The organism is Kribbella sp. NBC_00382, assembly GCF_036067295.1.
Lineage (GTDB): Bacteria > Actinomycetota > Actinomycetes > Propionibacteriales > Kribbellaceae > Kribbella.
In genome coordinates this window covers 4,430,441-4,446,562 of record NZ_CP107954.1, presented here as the reverse complement: position 1 = coordinate 4,446,562, position 16,122 = coordinate 4,430,441, and the positions used below count along the sequence as shown (strand labels likewise).

Annotated in this window: 17 protein-coding genes and 1 other RNA gene; 3 read left to right on the top strand and 15 right to left on the bottom strand. The window is 67.3% G+C overall.

The window, feature by feature from the left end; all coding sequences use genetic code 11:
* Nucleotides 1-27 precede the first annotated feature (27 nt).
* The 7 genes from OHA70_RS21530 to OHA70_RS21500 form a co-directional block, all read right to left on the bottom strand.
* Entirely contained in the window at nt 28-2,334 is a 2,307-nt protein-coding gene (locus OHA70_RS21530; protein WP_328320352.1) for a M4 family metallopeptidase, read from the bottom strand.
* Between the two features lie 320 nt (nt 2,335-2,654).
* Nucleotides 2,655-3,281: a response regulator transcription factor gene (locus tag OHA70_RS21525; protein ID WP_328320351.1), complete on the bottom strand. Its 627-nt coding sequence runs from the start codon at nt 3,279-3,281 to the stop codon at nt 2,655-2,657.
* The gene (locus OHA70_RS21520; protein ID WP_328320349.1) at nt 3,278-4,438 is read right to left on the bottom strand and encodes a sensor histidine kinase; all 1,161 of its coding nucleotides are present in this window, start codon (nt 4,436-4,438) and stop codon (nt 3,278-3,280) included. Before OHA70_RS21520 ends, OHA70_RS21525 begins: the two co-directional genes overlap by 4 nt.
* A gap of 61 nt (nt 4,439-4,499) precedes the next feature.
* Nucleotides 4,500-5,609 carry an ABC transporter substrate-binding protein gene (locus OHA70_RS21515; protein ID WP_328320347.1) on the bottom strand — a complete coding sequence of 370 codons (1,110 nt, stop codon included), beginning with the start codon at nt 5,607-5,609 and terminating at the stop codon, nt 4,500-4,502.
* Nucleotides 5,610-5,715: 106 nt separating this feature from the next.
* Nucleotides 5,716-5,967, bottom strand: coding sequence for a hypothetical protein (locus OHA70_RS21510; protein WP_328320345.1), 252 nt, complete (start codon nt 5,965-5,967; stop codon nt 5,716-5,718).
* A complete protein-coding gene (locus tag OHA70_RS21505) occupies nt 5,967-6,398 on the bottom strand; it encodes a MarR family winged helix-turn-helix transcriptional regulator (RefSeq protein ID WP_328320343.1) in 432 nt (143 codons plus the stop codon). The genes OHA70_RS21510 and OHA70_RS21505 overlap by 1 nt, the downstream gene beginning before the upstream one ends.
* 31 nt (nt 6,399-6,429) lie before the next feature.
* On the bottom strand, nt 6,430-7,503 hold the full coding sequence (locus tag OHA70_RS21500) for a LacI family DNA-binding transcriptional regulator (protein WP_328320341.1): 1,074 nt from the start codon (nt 7,501-7,503) through the stop codon (nt 6,430-6,432).
* 113 nt (nt 7,504-7,616) lie between these two features.
* Here OHA70_RS21500 and OHA70_RS21495 point away from each other — a divergent pair, with 113 nt between their 5' ends.
* Genes OHA70_RS21495 through OHA70_RS21485 form a run of 3 tightly spaced genes read left to right on the top strand, consistent with a single transcriptional unit; the run spans nt 7,617 to nt 10,565 of the window.
* Nucleotides 7,617-8,699 carry a substrate-binding domain-containing protein gene (locus OHA70_RS21495; protein WP_328320339.1) on the top strand — a complete coding sequence of 361 codons (1,083 nt, stop codon included), beginning with the start codon at nt 7,617-7,619 and terminating at the stop codon, nt 8,697-8,699.
* A 31-nt stretch (nt 8,700-8,730) separates the two neighbouring features.
* Entirely contained in the window at nt 8,731-9,762 is a 1,032-nt protein-coding gene (locus tag OHA70_RS21490) for an ABC transporter permease (protein ID WP_328320337.1), read from the top strand.
* Nucleotides 9,759-10,565, top strand: a complete 807-nt coding sequence (locus OHA70_RS21485; RefSeq protein WP_328320335.1) for an ATP-binding cassette domain-containing protein — start codon at nt 9,759-9,761, stop codon at nt 10,563-10,565. The genes OHA70_RS21490 and OHA70_RS21485 overlap by 4 nt, the downstream gene beginning before the upstream one ends.
* Nucleotides 10,566-10,618: 53 nt before the next feature.
* On the opposite strand, the gene ssrA is transcribed toward OHA70_RS21485, so the two are convergent.
* The 8 genes from ssrA to OHA70_RS21445 all read right to left on the bottom strand — a co-directional run bounded on the left by ssrA (nt 10,619) and on the right by OHA70_RS21445 (nt 16,079).
* Nucleotides 10,619-10,994, bottom strand: a transfer-messenger RNA (tmRNA) gene (ssrA, locus tag OHA70_RS21480).
* 83 nt (nt 10,995-11,077) lie between these two features.
* Nucleotides 11,078-11,635 (bottom strand): DUF1707 and DUF4870 domain-containing protein, encoded by a 558-nt coding sequence (locus OHA70_RS21475; protein ID WP_328320333.1) that lies wholly within the window; start codon nt 11,633-11,635, stop codon nt 11,078-11,080.
* A gap of 70 nt (nt 11,636-11,705) precedes the next feature.
* Nucleotides 11,706-12,176, bottom strand: coding sequence for an SsrA-binding protein SmpB (gene smpB, locus OHA70_RS21470; protein ID WP_328320331.1), 471 nt, complete (start codon nt 12,174-12,176; stop codon nt 11,706-11,708).
* A 21-nt stretch (nt 12,177-12,197) separates the two neighbouring features.
* A complete protein-coding gene (locus OHA70_RS21465) occupies nt 12,198-13,643 on the bottom strand; it encodes a peptidoglycan DD-metalloendopeptidase family protein (RefSeq protein ID WP_328320329.1) in 1,446 nt (481 codons plus the stop codon).
* A 57-nt stretch (nt 13,644-13,700) separates the two neighbouring features.
* On the bottom strand, nt 13,701-14,612 hold the full coding sequence (ftsX, locus tag OHA70_RS21460) for a permease-like cell division protein FtsX (protein WP_328320327.1): 912 nt from the start codon (nt 14,610-14,612) through the stop codon (nt 13,701-13,703).
* 51 nt (nt 14,613-14,663) lie between these two features.
* On the bottom strand, nt 14,664-15,353 hold the full coding sequence (gene ftsE / locus OHA70_RS21455) for a cell division ATP-binding protein FtsE (RefSeq protein ID WP_328320325.1): 690 nt from the start codon (nt 15,351-15,353) through the stop codon (nt 14,664-14,666).
* A 191-nt stretch (nt 15,354-15,544) separates the two neighbouring features.
* The gene (locus OHA70_RS21450; protein WP_328320323.1) at nt 15,545-15,706 is read right to left on the bottom strand and encodes a hypothetical protein; all 162 of its coding nucleotides are present in this window, start codon (nt 15,704-15,706) and stop codon (nt 15,545-15,547) included.
* Nucleotides 15,699-16,079, bottom strand: a complete 381-nt coding sequence (locus OHA70_RS21445; protein ID WP_328320321.1) for a hypothetical protein — start codon at nt 16,077-16,079, stop codon at nt 15,699-15,701. The genes OHA70_RS21450 and OHA70_RS21445 overlap by 8 nt, the downstream gene beginning before the upstream one ends.
* Nucleotides 16,080-16,122 lie beyond the last annotated feature (43 nt).

Below are 16,122 nucleotides of genomic sequence, written 5' to 3'. Positions count from 1 at the left end.
GGGAGGTTGCCGGGGCCCGTCATCAGGTCAGCTCAGGTTGAGGCCTGTGTCGTCGATGACGAACGAGGTCTGGAGGGAGCTGTCTTCGGTGCCGGTGAAGGTGATGGTGGACGTCGTGCCCGCGAGGGACGAGACGTCGAAGGACCGCAGCGTGTAGCCCGCGGCCTTGTTGAGGTTGGAGTACGTGGCCAGCGTCGTGGCGCCCGCCTTCACGGTCAGCTTGTCGTACTGGACCGTGGTGGTGGTCTCACCCGTGTCGATGTGCAGCCAGAAGGACAGGGTCCCGTGGCAGCCGGCCGGGATGGTGACGGACTGGCTCAGCGTGTCGGTGTGAGTCGTTCCGTAGCCGTCGAGCCACGCCTTCTTCGCACCGCCGTGAGCCGGCTGGCCGGCGGAGCTGTCGATCACTCCGGAAGAGGCCGTCCACGGTGCTGCGCTAGCGGCCTCGAAGCCTGGGTTGCCGATGACCTGACCGGAGCATCCGCCGCCGCCACCGGTGATGGTGAAGGTGAACGAGGTGCTACCGGATCCACCGGCACTCGCGGTCGCCGTTGCGGTGACGTTGAAGGTGCCCGCGGCGGTCGGCGTACCGGAGATGGTGCCGGTCGAGGAGCCGATCGTGACGCCACCCGGCAGGCCGGTGGCCGACCAGGTGTACGGCGCGGTGCCGCCGGTGGCCGACAGCGTGAACGACGCGATCGCGGTACCGACGACGCCGGACTTGTTGCCCGGGTTGCCGACGGTGACGCCGCCGCTGACGCTGCAGGTCGGGTCAGCGGCCTGCGCCGGAACGCTTACCGCGTCCCACGCCGCCTTGACGGTGTTGAACTCGGTGCAGCTGCCCGGGTACAGGTTCTTGGCAGCGGTCAGCGTCCAGGTGCGGTACTTCAGGTACGAGCTGCTGCTCGTCTTCATCAGCATCGCGTTGTACATGATCTTGATGGCCTTCTGGATGCCCAGACCGGTCACCGTCGAGCTGTTGCAGGTCGACACGGCCGGCGAGCCGCCGCTGCCCTGGGACAACAGCACGAACCAGTGGTCGCCCGGACCGGCCGCGGCGTGCACCTCGGAGCCCGGGATCGAGCTCGAGTAGCAGTTCGGGTCGCCGACCGCCGACGGGTTGTACATGTTGCGGATCGGGCCGCTGCCGACCAGGTTGATCTCCTCGCCGACGAGGAAGTCCGGCGGGTCGAACGAGGCGCCCTGGTTGCTGAAGAACTCCGTTGCCGCACCGAAGGTGTCGGCGACGAACTCCTGCGTACCCGAACCCGAGATGCCACCCGGGGTGTGGTCGTCGATGCCGTGGCCGAGCTCGTGGCCCACGACGTCCATCGAACCGATCCACTGGTTGGCCTGGTTGTGACCGATCTGAACCTGCGTGCCGTCGTAGTAGGCGTTCAGGTCGTTCAGTCCGACGCGGATCGGCCAGCCGCCGCCCGAGCCGTCGAAACCGTTGCGGCCGAGCCAGCTGCTCAGCATCGCCTTCTCGGTCTGCGCCGAGAAGAGCGCGTCGACGCAGCCGGTCTCCTTGTTGGTGGCGGTGCCGTTGCCCCAGTTGTCGTCCGGACCGGAGAACGTGGTGTTGTTCGCCGCGTCCTGGCAGGACTGGTTGGTGGTGTTCGGGTCCTTCATCGAGTACGTGCTACCGGTGAGCGTGGTGTCCAGGTGCACCGGGTTCGGGCCGCTGTACGCAGCCGTACCGTTGCCTGCCATCACGTGCTCCTGGGTACCGAGTACCTTGCCGGTCGCCGCATCGACGTACACGGACAAGCTCGAAGGCTCGGTGGCGTTCCTGCCGGTGACCCTGGACTGCCAGGCCAGCTTGGGCGTGCCGCCGAGTGTGTAGACGGCGAGCGTCGGGGTGGTGCTCGAGGTGACGACCTTGAGCTGCTTGGTCGCGGTCGCCTTGGCGGTCGCGGCGCTGATACCGGCCTTCGTCGCCAGGTCGGGAATCGCGGCGGTCTGCGAGACCGAGGTTGCCTTGACGGCACCGGCGGCGTCGGTGACGACGACGAAGTCACCGCCGACGACGGGAAGCCCCTTGAAGGTCCGCTCGTACGGCACGTACTGCAGCCCGGACGGGTCGGAGATCACGGGTTTTGCGATGAAGCTGTCGCTCCTGCCGGCATGCAACGCGGCAGGACGGGCCGCCACCAGCGACGTCGCGGTCTTGGCCGCGAACGCCTTCGACTGGGCCTGTGTCGGCCTTGGCGGGGGTGCCGCGCTCGGCGCGGCGCTGGAGGCCGAGGTCCCCAGCGCAGCAGCGGTGGCTACTGAGAGGCTGAGGATCGCCAGGACGGTGGCGGGTTTGCGGGAACGCTGAAACAAGACCATCGGTGTGGTCCCTTCGCGAAAATGGTGCTGGGCGGATCGCGCAACGCCGGGCTGGCAGGCAGCTGCACCAATCTCCGCCTGGAACGCTCCGGCTCCCCACCTTGCGTACTACACGGTCCTCACAATCGTTTTACCGCCCGGTAGAGCGCGCGGACGGACACTATGCCCGCGCATATTCCCCGGCAAGGCGCGGAAATGCCGCTGACACCAACACGCCAAGTGACGACGTTGTCACGGTCCGGACATCGCTTTCCTGGCCTGCTGGACAGGACATGGACGGGCCGCCCTGGCCAGTTCGGCGCCGGTTTTCCGGTCAGCCATCAGCCCAGCTGTACGAGTCCGCGACGCAGCGCTTCCGTGACGGCGCCCGCTCGGTTGGTTGCCTCGAGCTTGCGGTAGATGCGGACCAGGTGGGTCTTGACCGTCGCCTCGCTGAGGAAGAGTTCGGCGGCGATCTCGCGGTTGCTGCGGCCCTCGGCAAGGAGGCGGACGACCTCGACCTCGCGATCGCTCAACGCCGTGGCCGGCGAGGTCACCTCGTCGACGAGCAGGCCGACGGCCTCCTGCGCGATGCCGGTACCACCGTCGTTCGCGGTCCGGAGCGCACGGAACAACTCGTCCGGCTGCCCGGCCTTCAGGACGTACCCACGAGCACCCGCCGCCAGGGCCAGGGCGACGTCGGTCCGGGTGCCGTGGCTGGTCAGCACGACGATCTTCACGCCAGGCATCAGACCGGCGAGCCGTCGCGTGGCCTCGATCCCGTCCATTCCGCCCGCTGCCAGCCGCAGATCCATCAGTACCAGGTCAGGCTGGAGGTCGAGCGCGAGCCGGATCGCCGTTCCGCCGTCGCCGGTCTCACCGACCACCTCGAACCCGGGCTCCCCCTCGAGCAGCGCCCGCAGTCCGGCCCGGACCACCACATGGTCGTCGACCAACAGCACCTTCATCCCGCGACCATCCCGATCGGCACCGAAGCGGTCAGCGCCGTACCGCGGCCCGGCGTACTGTCCAGCGTGAGCGTCCCGCCCAAGGTGCCTAGGCGTTCACGCAACGACGGCAGGCCTAATCCCCGGTCGGGAGCGGGCGCACGATCCGGTACGCCGTTCCCGTTGTCGCTGATCCGCAGCCGCACCGACTCGTCCTGCCAGTCGAGCACGACCTCGATCCGATCCGCCCCCGCGTGGTCTCTCACATTGGCCAGCGCGCCCTGAGCCGTCCGCAGCAACGCAGTCTCCGCCTCCGGACTCATCACCCGCGGCTCCCCCGTCACCCTCAGCGCGACAGTCGGCCCGTACCGCTCTTCACGCCGGCACAACTCCTCCAGCGCCACCTCGAGACCACCCTGATCCAGCGCCGCCGGGGTCAGCCCGGCGATCAACCGCCGAGCCTGTACTACGTTCTGCCCCAGCGACTCGGTGACGCCCCGGACCCGCAGCCGCGCCTTCGCCGGATCGGAGTCCCACTCCCGATCGGCCGCCTGCAAGAGCATCCGGCTGCCCGCAAGGTCCTGCGTGACGGTGTCATGGAGTTCACCGGCCAGGCGAGCTCGCTCGGCCAGGATGCCAGCCTCGTGTTGCTGTTCGGCGAGCTCGTCCCTGGTACTCCGGAGTTGCTCGAGCAGGTTCTGCCGGATGGTGGTGTCGCGTTGCTGGCCGGCGTACAGGGCGACTGTGGCCCAGACCGCGGCCACAGGCGGCAGGAACAGGTCGATGCCCCTGGACTGACGGTAGAGGGCGATCACCAGCAGCCCGGTGACGATGCCGATGGCAATGATCGCGCGACGCGGCGGAAGGGCCCGAAGCAGCAAGCAGGCCAACGGAATCGCCAGCCAGCTGTAGACCGAAGGGTACGGCGCCGGCACGGTGCTGATGAGTAGCAGCCAGATGCCGGTGACCATCCCGGCCACGGGAACCTGCCATCGGCCGAGTCGGCTGCCCGCCCAGACCATCGTGGTGTAGCCGCCCGAGAGCAGCACGCTCAGGCCCAGCACGTAGAGGCACAGCGAGGTGTTCAGCGCGAACAGTCGGCCGAGCGAGCCGATCACGATCAGGAAGAACGCTCCATGCACAGCGATCTCAAGGCGGGACACGGTTGTCCGCGACACGTCGGCTCCCTTCGAACGGGCACCGCCGAGTCTAACCAGACCCGGCCAACCCGCCCGGGGATCAGCGTCCAGGGTGCAGCCCCAGCCAGCCCGGGGTCGGCGCTCCGCTGACCTCACCGAAGTACAAGCTGAAGGTCTGCCGCCAGCGTTCGGCCTCGGCCCGGTTGGCCATGAAGGCGGGGAAGCCGTCCAGGTCGGCGTTCGCGTACGTCCAGATCGGCCGTACTCCGGCCGGTACCGCCGTGTCGGTGCGCACCGACCAGCCGTTGAAGGAGGCCTCCTGGCTGGCCTTGGTCAGCTGCCAGTTGAGATAGAGCTTGGCCGCGGTCCGGTTGCGGGCGCCGGCCAGGATCGCGGCGCGCTGGCCCCAGGCCATGAAGGGATCCTTGTCCGGCACCACCCATCTCGTCGGCGTGGTCTGGCGGGGGTTGCCCGCGCCGCCGACACCGAGCGCCTTCTGCCCGCCGCCGACGGCCTCACCCGGCCAATTGGAGCCTCGGGCAAACGAAACCTGCTGCTGCGCCAGGTCTGCGATCCACGACCAGCCGTAGGCCTCGGCGTACCGCTTGTAGAGGAAGAGTGTCGCGTCGTCATCGTTCGGGTAGGCCGAGGCGATCTGCCCGCGCCACCGCGGATCCGTCAACGCACGCGGCGACGCCGGTACATTGTTGCCTACCGCACCGACGCTGTAGAGGTAGCTGAAGGCCAGCACGCTGATCGCGACCCAAGCGCCATCGGCATCCTTGAATTTGTTGTGGACGGCACCGAAACCGGCCGGCTTGTACCGGAGAAGCCGCCCCTGCTGCTTCCAGCGGACGAAGTCCTGCACGGTCTGCAACTGCACGACATCCGGTACCAGCGTCCCCGTCGCGAGTTGATTGTCGACCCGGACGTCGTGGAACTTGCTGTAGTCCACCACCATCGTCAACGCGATCCCCGGGAAGCGAGCCCGGAACGCTGCCGCCGTCGCGTCCTGCTGGGTGGGCGTGTCGCCACCCGCGTAGATCACCAGCTTGCCGGACTCACGGACGGCCGCTTCGTACAGCTCGTCCAGCGACCGGCCCTCCTCGCGTGCGGTGGTACGGGCCGATGCCGGTACTCCGACCGTCAACGCCGCTCCGACCCCGGCCCCGACTCCCAGCAACCTGCGACGGCTGACCCCAGTGCTCACGATGAATCCTCTCCTCGACGACCTGCCAACTCGATCATGTCGCCGAGGACCGCACCGGCACGTCAACCGTCGGGATGGATCACCCCCGCACCGGTTGAACCTTGCTTCATCCGTTCGGTTGAACGCCGGCGACCTTGGGGTGGTCACGCCAGGCCGGCATCTGGGCCATGTAGGCGAGGGTGTCGGCCTCGAGCTTCTCGCGCGGGTCGCCGGGGTTGCGGCGCTCCTGCCACGACACCATCGAGGCGAACCGGGTGTCGAAGTCCTGAAGGTTGCCGTCGGCATCGACGCAGTGGGCGCAGTACCGGCCGCTCTCGATCGGCATGCTGCAGCTCTCGCAGTTGGTGGTCGTGGTCATCACTGGGCTCCGTTCGATCGAACGAGGGTGGACAGGGTGGTGAGCAGGGCGGCTCGCTCGCCGGGTGGCAGGGCGGCGAACGCCTCGGCCAGGGCTGGGACGCTGAGCACGTCGCGGTCAGCGCGTAGTACGGCGAAGCCATCGGCCGACAGCCACACCAGCGTGCGGCGCCGGTCCTCCGGATCGCGCTCCCGCTCCAGCACCCCTTTGGACTCGAGCTGCGTCACGATGTCGCTGACCACCGACTGCGCCCGATCCAGATGCAGCGCAATGTCCCCCACGGTCAACGGCCCGGTCTGCGAAAGATGCTGCAGTACGGCCCGGCTGGCCCCCGACATCTCGTTCCGCTTCCCGTCCCGCCGATGAAACCGCAGGTACGTCTCCCGAAACAGATCGGCGAACGCCTGAGCGTCCTCATCAGCAGTGCTCACACACAGAATGTCCACCGCCGCGGATCCATCGTCAATCCCGATGGATTCCTTCGCTCGGCGGGCGAATCTCGCCGCTTCCGCGGCAGACCAGGGATGGCTCGAGCACGACGTGCTGTGGTGGGCTGGTGTCCCCGGCGAGTCGGTCCAGGAGGATGCGGCCGACCTCGGTACCGATGCGCCGCACGTCCTGCCGGACCACTGTGAGTGCGGGTTCGACCAGATCTGCCAAGGGGAAGTCGTCGAAACCGACCAGGGCGATCTGATGCGACAGGCCCAACGATCGCAGGGCGCGGACAGCGCCCACGGTGAGGATGTTGCGTCCGGTGAGGAATGCGGTCGGTGCGTCGGCCGTGCCGAGCAGGTCGGTGACGATCTGCTCTGCCTCCTGCTCGCTACGAACGCTGTGCACCAGCAGTTGGGGATCGAAGGGGATCTTCGCCTCGTCGAGAGCCGCGCGATACCCGGCGACGCGTTCCCTGGCCGTTTCGATCTCGTACAGGTCGCTCAGCATCGCGATCCGGCGATGTCCTCCGGCGATCAGGTGGGCAGTCGCGGAGCTGGCGCCGAGCCGGTTGTCGATGGTGACGGAGTCACAATCCAGGCCGTGTGGCCTGCGGTCGACGAACACCAGCGGAAGTCCGGCGCGGTGCTCGCTCAGCAAGTACTCGTGACGGTCGGAGGCCGGCATCAGGACGAGTCCGTCGGCGCGACGGGCGACCAGGTCGGAGACGAGGCCGCGTTCCCGCTCGGGCTCCTCGTCGAGGCTTGCGGCCAGTACTGACAGGCCGGCCTCCCGCACGGCGTCCTCGAGCGCACGTAACAGGCCGGCCGAGAAGCTGTTCCCGACGTCTTGCAGCAGAGCCCCGACGATGCCGGAGCGCGCGTCTTTGCGCCGCAGGGTGCTGGCGCCGAGGTTGTGCCGGTAGTCGAGCCGTTCCGCGGCCTGCAGCACCCGCTCACGAACTGCGACCGACGCTCCCGGCTCTCCGTTGACCACCCGCGACACCGTCTTGACGCTCACGCCGGCCAGTTGCGCCACGTCCTTCATCGTGGACCGGGCCGGTCGATCTCTGTCCGACCCGGACTGCGTCAACGTTGTCGTCACGAACGGCAGTATTTCCGATCGAGCCATTGACCGCAAGTCATGTCAGGTGCTGTCCTTCTTGCGTCAACGTTGACGTAAGCACAAACTTTCACTGTTCCCGGGAGGGACCTGCCATGCACTTCTCCACCCGTACGGCGCGGCTCGGTGTGGCCGCGACCGCGGTCATCGCATTGCTCACCCTGGCCGCGTGCGGCGGATCCGGCTCCGACTCGACCGCCGGGTCGAACGACAAGATCGGCGTGTCGCTGATCACCAAGGACTCCAGCAACCCGTTCTTCGTCGCCATGCAGAAGGGCGCGAAGGAGGAGGCCGCCAAGAACAACGTTGACCTCACCGTGGCCTCCGGCAAGGCCGACGGTGACGAGCAGGGGCAGGTCCAGGCGATCGAGAACGCGATCGCCCAGGGCCAGAAGGGCATCCTGATCACGCCGAACGGGCCCGGCGTCAACAGCGCGATCAAGAAGGCCCGCGACGCCGGCCTGTACGTGATCGCGCTGGACACGCCGCCCGACCCGGCCGACACCGTCGACATCACCTTCGCCACCGACAACTTCGAGGCGGGCAAGCTGATCGGGCAGTGGACGGCCAAGCAGCTGGCCGGCAAGCCGGCCACCATCGCGCTGCTCGACCTGTTCAACGACAAGGTCGTCTCCGTCGACTACAACCGCGACCAGGGCTTCCTGACCGGCCTGGGAGTCGACGTCAAGGACGCCAAGAAGAACGGCGACGAGGCGAAGTCCGGCAAGTACGGCGCCAGCGACTACACGATCGTCTGCAACGAGCCCACCCAGGGCGCCGAGGACGGCGGCCGGTCGGCGATGGAGAACTGCCTGACCAAGAACTCCAACATCAACGTGGTCTACACGATCAACGAGCCGGCCGCGGTCGGCGCCTACAACGCGCTCAAGGCAGCGGGTAAGACCAACGGCGTACTGGTGGTCTCGGTCGACGGAGGCTGTGCCGGAGTCAAGTCCGTGAAGGACGGTGTCATCGGCGCGACCTCGCAGCAGTACCCGTTGAAGATGGCGTCGCTCGGCGTCGAGTCCATCGCCAAGATCGCCCGCGGCGGCGACAAGCCCAAGAACTCCGAGGGCCTCGACTTCTACAACACCGGCGTCGCCCTCGTGACCGATAAGGCCGCCGCCGGCGTCGACAGCATCGACACCGCCAAGGCCGGCACGCTGTGCTGGGGATGACCGCACACCACGAACCTCAGGAGGCGCAGACATGACAGTCCAAAGTGCGACCCCAGGGGCCGCCGCGAAGGTTCTCGCCCGGCGGGAACACACACTGAGCCAGCGGATCCAGCACCTGCTCCACCAGCACCCCGCACTCAGCCCGGCGATCATCCTGCTGCTCACGGTGGTGTGCTTCACCGCCATCAACAGCCGGTTCTCCAACCCGGCCGCACTGTCCCTGCTGGTTCAGCAGACCGCTGTGGTCGCCGCGCTGGCCGTAGGGCAGACCCTCATCATCCTGACCGCCGGAATCGACCTGTCGGTCGGCGCGATCACCATCTTGTCGACCATGGTGATGGCCACGCTCGCCGCCCAGAACGGGTGGCCGGCAGGCCTCGCACTGGCCGCCGGTGTCGTCCTGGGACTAGCGGCCGGAGCGCTGAACGGGATCCTGGTGACCCGGATCGGCCTGCCACCGTTCATCGTCACCCTCGGTACTCTGAGCATCTTCACCGCCATCGCCTTGCTCTACTCCGGCGGTCAAAGCATCCAGAACAACCGCCTCCCCGGCCTGCTCAACTGGACCGGCGAGGGCTTCGCGATCGGCCGCTTCCGGATCACTGTCGGCGTACTGATCGTCATCGCTCTCTACCTCGTTCTCGGGTACGCGCTCAGTCAAACCGCGTGGGGCCGGCACGTGTACGCGGTCGGCGACGACCCGGAGGCGGCGCGGCTCAGCGGAGTTCGCTCGCGGCGGGTCCTGTTCAGCGTCTACGCCGTCGCGGGCCTGATCTACGGGATCGCGGGCTGGGCCCTGATCGGGCGGGCGGGAGCCGCGAGCCCGAACGCGATCGTCGACGCCAACCTGGACAGCATCACCGCGGTCGTGATCGGCGGAACCAGCCTGTTCGGCGGCCGCGGCGGTCTCCTCGGCACACTGCTCGGCGCCCTGATCGTGCAGGCGTTCACCATCGGGTTGTCGCTGGCCGGAGTCGACGCCCAGTACCGGCTGCTCGCGGTCGGCGTACTGGTCATCGTCGCTGTCTCGGTGGATCAGTGGATCAGGAAGGTGCGCTCATGACAGTCACAGCCAAGCCGGCGGCGGAGGCGACCCGGCTGCGGGCGCCGATCCTGTCCGGCCGGGGACTGATCAAGACCTTCGGCCGCGTGGTCGGCCTGGACGGTGTCGACCTCGACCTGTACGCCGGTGAGGTACTCGCCGTCATCGGCGACAACGGCGCCGGCAAGTCCACGCTGATCAAGTGCCTCACCGGAGCCCTCATCCCCGATGCCGGGCAACTGACGCTCGAAGACGTCCCGGTCACCTTCCGCGGTCCACAAGACGCCCGGGCAGCCGGCATCGAGACGGTCTACCAAACACTGGCCGTGGCCCCCGCCCTCGACATCGCCAGCAATCTCTATCTGGGCAGAGAGGAACGCCGCGCCGGCATTCTCGGCAGCGTCTTCCGCATGCTCGACCATCGCGGCATGCGCGACCGGGCCACGGCGGCCGTCCACGACCTGGGCATCCAGACGATCCAGAACATCCAGCAAACAGTGGAGACCCTGTCCGGCGGTCAACGCCAAGCCGTCGCCGTCGCCCGCGCGGCCGCGTTCGGCAGCAAGGTCGTCGTCCTCGACGAACCGACCGCTGCGCTCGGGGTCAAGGAGTCGGGACAAGTCCTCGAGATGATCAAGGGACTCCGCGAACGCGGACTACCCGTCATCCTGATCAGCCACAACATGCCGCACGTCTGGGAGGTGGCCGACCGCATCCACATCCAGCGCCTCGGCCGCTGCGCCGGAGTCATCACCCCGCAGTCCCACACGATGACCGAAGGCGTCGCGATCATGACCGGCGCCACCACCCTCCAGGACGACTGACCGAACACGCGAGAAGGCCGGTCCCCGAGGGGACCGGCCTTCTCAACTCATAGGGGTGGAGGTGGCGGGAATCGAACCCGCGTCCTTCAGCGTCGCTCCAAGACTTCTCCGGGCGCAGTCTGTAAGTCGCTTTTCTCAGCTCCAGCACTCCCACAGACAGGGTTGCTGACAAGCTCAGTCGCTGTAAATGTCCCGCACTAACCCCGCGACCGGGTTAGTGAAGCAAGCTTCCTAGCTGAGGCCAGGAACCGGGTCGGAAGCAACCCCGGGCTGACCGCTTCTTTTAGCTCAGGCTGTCAGGCAGCGAGAGCGAAGCTCTGGCGATTTGCATCGGCAGTTATTTTTTCCAGAGATCGTTAACGAGATAACCCTGGATCCTCGGCCCGCTTCGCTTGGAACGTACGTCCAAAGTCGAAACCGTTCACCCCCTGTTGAGTTGTCAAACATCTGCGGCCTGACCGCAGACCACCCACACTACCAAGTACAACCAGTCAGCCGCACGTGGGATTCCTTCAGCGGATCATCCGGAGGGTGAAGGGGTAGCGGAACTCGGAGCCGAGCAGGGCCGCGATGCCGCCGATGCCGGTCAGGACGAACCAGACCAGGCCGACCAGCGGGAACAGGAAGCCGGTGAAACCGTCGGTCACCCCGGTCACGATGCCGAGCAGGGCGAAGAGGCCGAGGGCGCTGAGCTGGAAGTTCAGCGCCTCCACCGCGTGTTTGCGGATGACCGGGTTCTGCTTGCCGGCGCTGGCCGCGACCAGCGCCGGGCCGACGAAGAAGGTGGGGAACCCGAGCCAGTGCGTGACGAGGCCCATCCCCCGCCCCTCCGACGGCGGCCGGACCGCGACCGGCCGGGTGAAGGCCGCCGGGGCGAAGGTCGGTACGGGTCGCGCGACCAGGCCGTCGAAGGTGCCGTTGAGCTCGGCCCGGGTCCGGGACTTGAGCGCCAGTTCCAGCCTGGTGTCGAACTCGAACCGGTCCAGGCGTCCGTCGGCGTACATCTCTTGAAGAATCTCGACGGCGCGGTCCCGTTGGGCCGGCGTCACCAGCAGGTCTGAAGTGGACATACCTTCAGCCTGCCCCTCGAAGGTCGCCCACCCCATCGGGTGACGCCCCGAGCAACCCCTGGCGAGACCCCTAGCCGCGCCTACGGTCGCTCAGCGCGCGCTGGGCCTCGCGGTCGGCCTGGCGCTCGGCCAGGGCGTGCCGCTTGTCGTAGTCCTTCTTGCCGCGGCCGGTGGCCAGCTCGACCTTCGCGTAACCGTCCTTGAAGTACAGCGCCAGCGGGATCAGCGAGACGCCCTGCTGCTCGACCGCCTTGATCAGCTTCTGCATCTCGTCCTTGTGCAGCAGCAGCTTGCGGGTCCGCCGGGGCTCATGGTTGGTCCACGTGCCGTGCGTGTACTCCGGGATGTGCATGTTCTGCAGCCAGAGCTCGCCACCGCGCACCGACGCGAAGGCGTCGACGAGGGAGGCCCGACCCAGCCGCAGGGACTTCACCTCGGTCCCGGTCAGCACGAGTCCGGCCTCCACCACGTCGTCGATGTGGTAGTCGTGTCGCGCCTTACGATTCTGCGCGATCGGTTTGTGGCCGGTCTGTTTCACCATCCGACCAGTATCCCAGATGACTCACAGCCACTTCATCGGATTAACCACGTTGCCGTCCTGGTAGACCATGAAGTGCAGGTGGCAGCCGGTCGAGTAGCCCGTCGTACCGACGTACCCGATCACCTGTCCCTTCTTCACCCGCTGGCCGACGTGGACGTTGTACTTCGACAAGTGGTTGTAGACCGTCGTGATGGACGACCCGTCGATCACGCCGTGTGACAAGAACAGCCGGTTGCCGTAGCCGCCGTTGTAGTACTTGTCCGTGACCCGCCCACTGGCCGCCGCGTGGATCGGCGTACCGCAGCCGGCCCCGAAGTCGGTGCCGTCGTGCAGCTTCCAGATGTGCAGGATCGGGTGGAACCGCATCCCGTACGGCGAGGTGATGTAGGTGTTGATCGGGTAGCTCAGCCCCGACGAGTTGTCCGGCGGATCGTCCGGGATGCTCCGCGGCGGCCGGTGCTCCTTGCGCGCCTTCTCCCGCTCGGCCTTCTGGCGGGCTGCCTTGCGACGGGCCGCAGCCTCCCGCTCCGCCTTCGCCCGGGCGACCAGGATCCGCTGCACCCGGTTCCGCTCAGAGACCAGCGAGTTGTACTGCGCGAGGTCGGCGTTCTTGTCCCGCTGCGCCGCCTGGTACGTCGTCAGCTTGGCCTGGGCCAGCCGTGCGGCCTCGGCCTTGTCGGCGGCGACCTGCAACGTCAACGCGGTGACGTCCTTCACCGTCTGCGCTGCCTCGGCACGCTGCGCCGACACGGTCTTCTCGGCCGCGATCAGCTTGACCCGCTTGTTCGCGAGCTGGGCCTGCGCGTCGTTCAGCCGGGTGATCGTGTTGCTCTGGATGCCGAACACGTTGCGCTGCACCTGAATACCGCTGGCGACATCCGCCGGCGAGGCGCCCTGCAGCACGATCGACAACCCGACCAGGCTGTTCTGCTGCTGGATCGCCGACTGCGCGGCACGGCCGGCCAGTTGGCGCTGCTTGTAGATCGCCAGCTCACCGTCGTCCACGTCGGCGATGGCACTCTGCAGCGCAGCCTCGGCCGCCTTGAGCTTGCCAGCGGCAACTTGGTCGGCAGCCTTCGCGGCGGCGAGCTTGCCCTGCGCAACGGCGTACCGGACCTGGACGGCCTTGTACTGCGTCTCGGCCTGGTTGTACGCGGCAACGGACTGGGCGACCTGGTCGGTGGATTCCTTCAGGTCGGCGCGGGACGCGTTGATCTGCGAGTCGAGCTGTTTCTTCTTCGCGGCGGGGTCCGGTGGATCTGCCTGGGCAGAGGGAACCACCGCCAGTGCTCCGGCGGACATTGACAGGACAACGCAGCAAGCGGCGATGACCGTCTGCCGATGCGGCGAACCGCGCAGGCGTTGCCTGGCGGAGCGCTTTCTCGGTACGGCGGCGGCGCCGATGCTGTCGTCTCGCTTGATGCTCTCCCGCTTGCGCGAGCGAGCACCGGGGAAGTGCGGGACCACAGTCGACCCCTTGCTATGGGTGATGGTGACGTGCTACTGCACGATAAGTCACCCAGGTCAGACTTTGAGGTATTTCCGCGTTGTCAGGAATGTCGGGATGATCGCCAGCACCAGGCCGACCACGACCATGATGAGCGTCGCGCGGAAGGTTTCGGCCGCGCCGACCCACTGCCAGACCCGGAACGTCTCCTCGGCCTGTCGCTTGACGAACAGGAAGACGCCGAGCCACAAGGTGCCGCAGGCAAGGACCGCGCCGATCAGCGCCGCCAGGATCGCCTCCAGCAGGAACGGCAGCTGGATGTAGAAGTTCGAGGCGCCCACCAGGCGCATGATCCCGATCTCCCGTCTCCGGGCGTACGCCGCCAGCCGGATCGTGTTGGAGATCTGCATCAGGGCGGCCACCAGCAGCAACCCGGCCGCCGCCAGGGTGGCCCATTTCAGCTGGTTCAGCGCCTTGAAGAGTGGATCGAGATACTGTCTCAGGTCCTGCACGGTATCGACGCCGGGCAGCCCGGCCACCGCGCTGATCAGGTTCTGGTAGCGCTGTGGATCCTTCAGCTTGACCCGGAAGGACTCTTGCATCTGGTCCTCGGTCACCGTGGAGACGATCGGCGAGTCCTTGTAGAGCTTCTTGAACTGGTCGAACGCCTCCTTCTTCGACTCGCCGAAGACGCCCTCGGGCGCGGTGTCCGGGTTCGACTCGATCACCTGCTTGATCCGGTTCTTCTGCTCCGTGGTCACCTCGGTGCCCGAGCAGCCGCGGCCGCCGGAGTCCTTGGTGCAGAGGAAGACCGAGATCTGGATCTTGTCGTACCAGTTCCCCTTCATCAGGTCGACCTGCTCGCGGGCGAGCAGCGCGCTGCCGAACAGCGACAGCGAGACCCAGATGGTGACCACGACGGCGATCGTCATCGAGAGGTTCCGGCGCAGGCCGATACCGAGGTCGGAGAGGATGTAGTTCAAGCGCATCAGTCAGTCAGTCCCTGTATCAGCCGAGTTCCGGCAGTGGTCAGGCAGCGGTCAGTGCTGGTAGCCGTAGACGCCACGCGACTCGTCGCGGACGACATGGCCGTTCTCCAGCTCGATCACGCGCTTGCGCATCTGGTCGACGATCGAGACGTCGTGGGTGGCCATCACCACGGTCGTCCCGGTCCGGTTGATCCGGTCCAGCAGCTTCATGATGCCGACCGACGTGCCGGGGTCGAGGTTTCCGGTCGGCTCGTCGGCGATCAGGATCATCGGCCGGTTGACGAACGCCCGGGCGATCGCGACCCGCTGCTGCTCACCGCCGGACAGCTCGTCCGGCATCCGGTCCTCCTTGCCGTCCAGACCGACCAGCTCGAGCACCTCGGGCACCGTCTTGCGGATGTGCGAGCGCGGCTTGCCGATCACCTGCAGGGCGAAGGCGACGTTCTCCGCGACGGTCTTGTTCGGCAGCAGCCGGAAGTCCTGGAAGACAGTGCCGATCTGCCGGCGCATCTGCGGGATCCGCCAGCTGGCCAGCCGGTTCAGGTCCTTGCCCGCCACCATGATGTGACCCTTGGTGGTCCGGTGCTCGCGCAGGACGAGGCGCAGGAACGTCGACTTGCCGGACCCAGAGGTACCGACCAGGAAGACGAACTCGCCTTTCTCGATCTCGACGTCGACGTTCAGCAGGGCAGCCTTGGACTGGCCCTCGTACGTCTTGGAAACATTCTCGAAGCGGATCACGTGAGATTCCGGCCGTGGTCGGGAACAGGGAGTGCCGCACAGTTAACCACCAGCGCGTCACCGGAGCGGCCGTCGATCAGTGTAGGTGCTCCACCAGCGTGCTCCGACTAGGCATGCCGCACCGTCCGCTAAGCGGTGTAGCTGCTCCGGTACGACGGGACGCCGCAGCCGGCCCGCGTACGTAGTACTGGTCAGGCAGGAGCCGGTGCGCCAGGGCCGGTCTCGGGTCGCGCGCTCGCGATCCGCGCCACGCCCGCGTCGGGCTTGCGGCCGGCCTTGCGGGCCGCCTCCACGTGCAAGCGGGCCAGCTCGACCGCTTGGCGGGAGACCTTGACGGTCTTCTTCTCACCCATCGGCACTGTCTCCCTCGATCACGTCCGCGCCCTCTTCGGCAATATCAGCGTACGCGGCCGAGCCGATCCGGTCGATCGCCACGGCGGCCGTCAGCGCGGCCACCAGGTCGTAGTCCTCGGGTTGTAACAGTTCCGATCGCATCAGTGAGCGCAGCGTCACCACTCCGGCGTCCGTACCGGCCTCGTCGCCGTCGAGGATCTGCTCGACCGCCCAGCGGACCATCCGCATGGTCTCCTCGCGGTGCCGCCAGGTGTCCAGCTCGCGGTCGGCCTTGCGGCTCAGGTAGCCGCCCAGCGCGACCCCGCCGAGCGCGATGAACGGGCTCAGCACGGTCGCGATCACGCCGATCACGCCGATCCAGGTCGGGATCACGAACACACCCCAGAACTCATCGCGTTCCTCCCAAATCCATGGT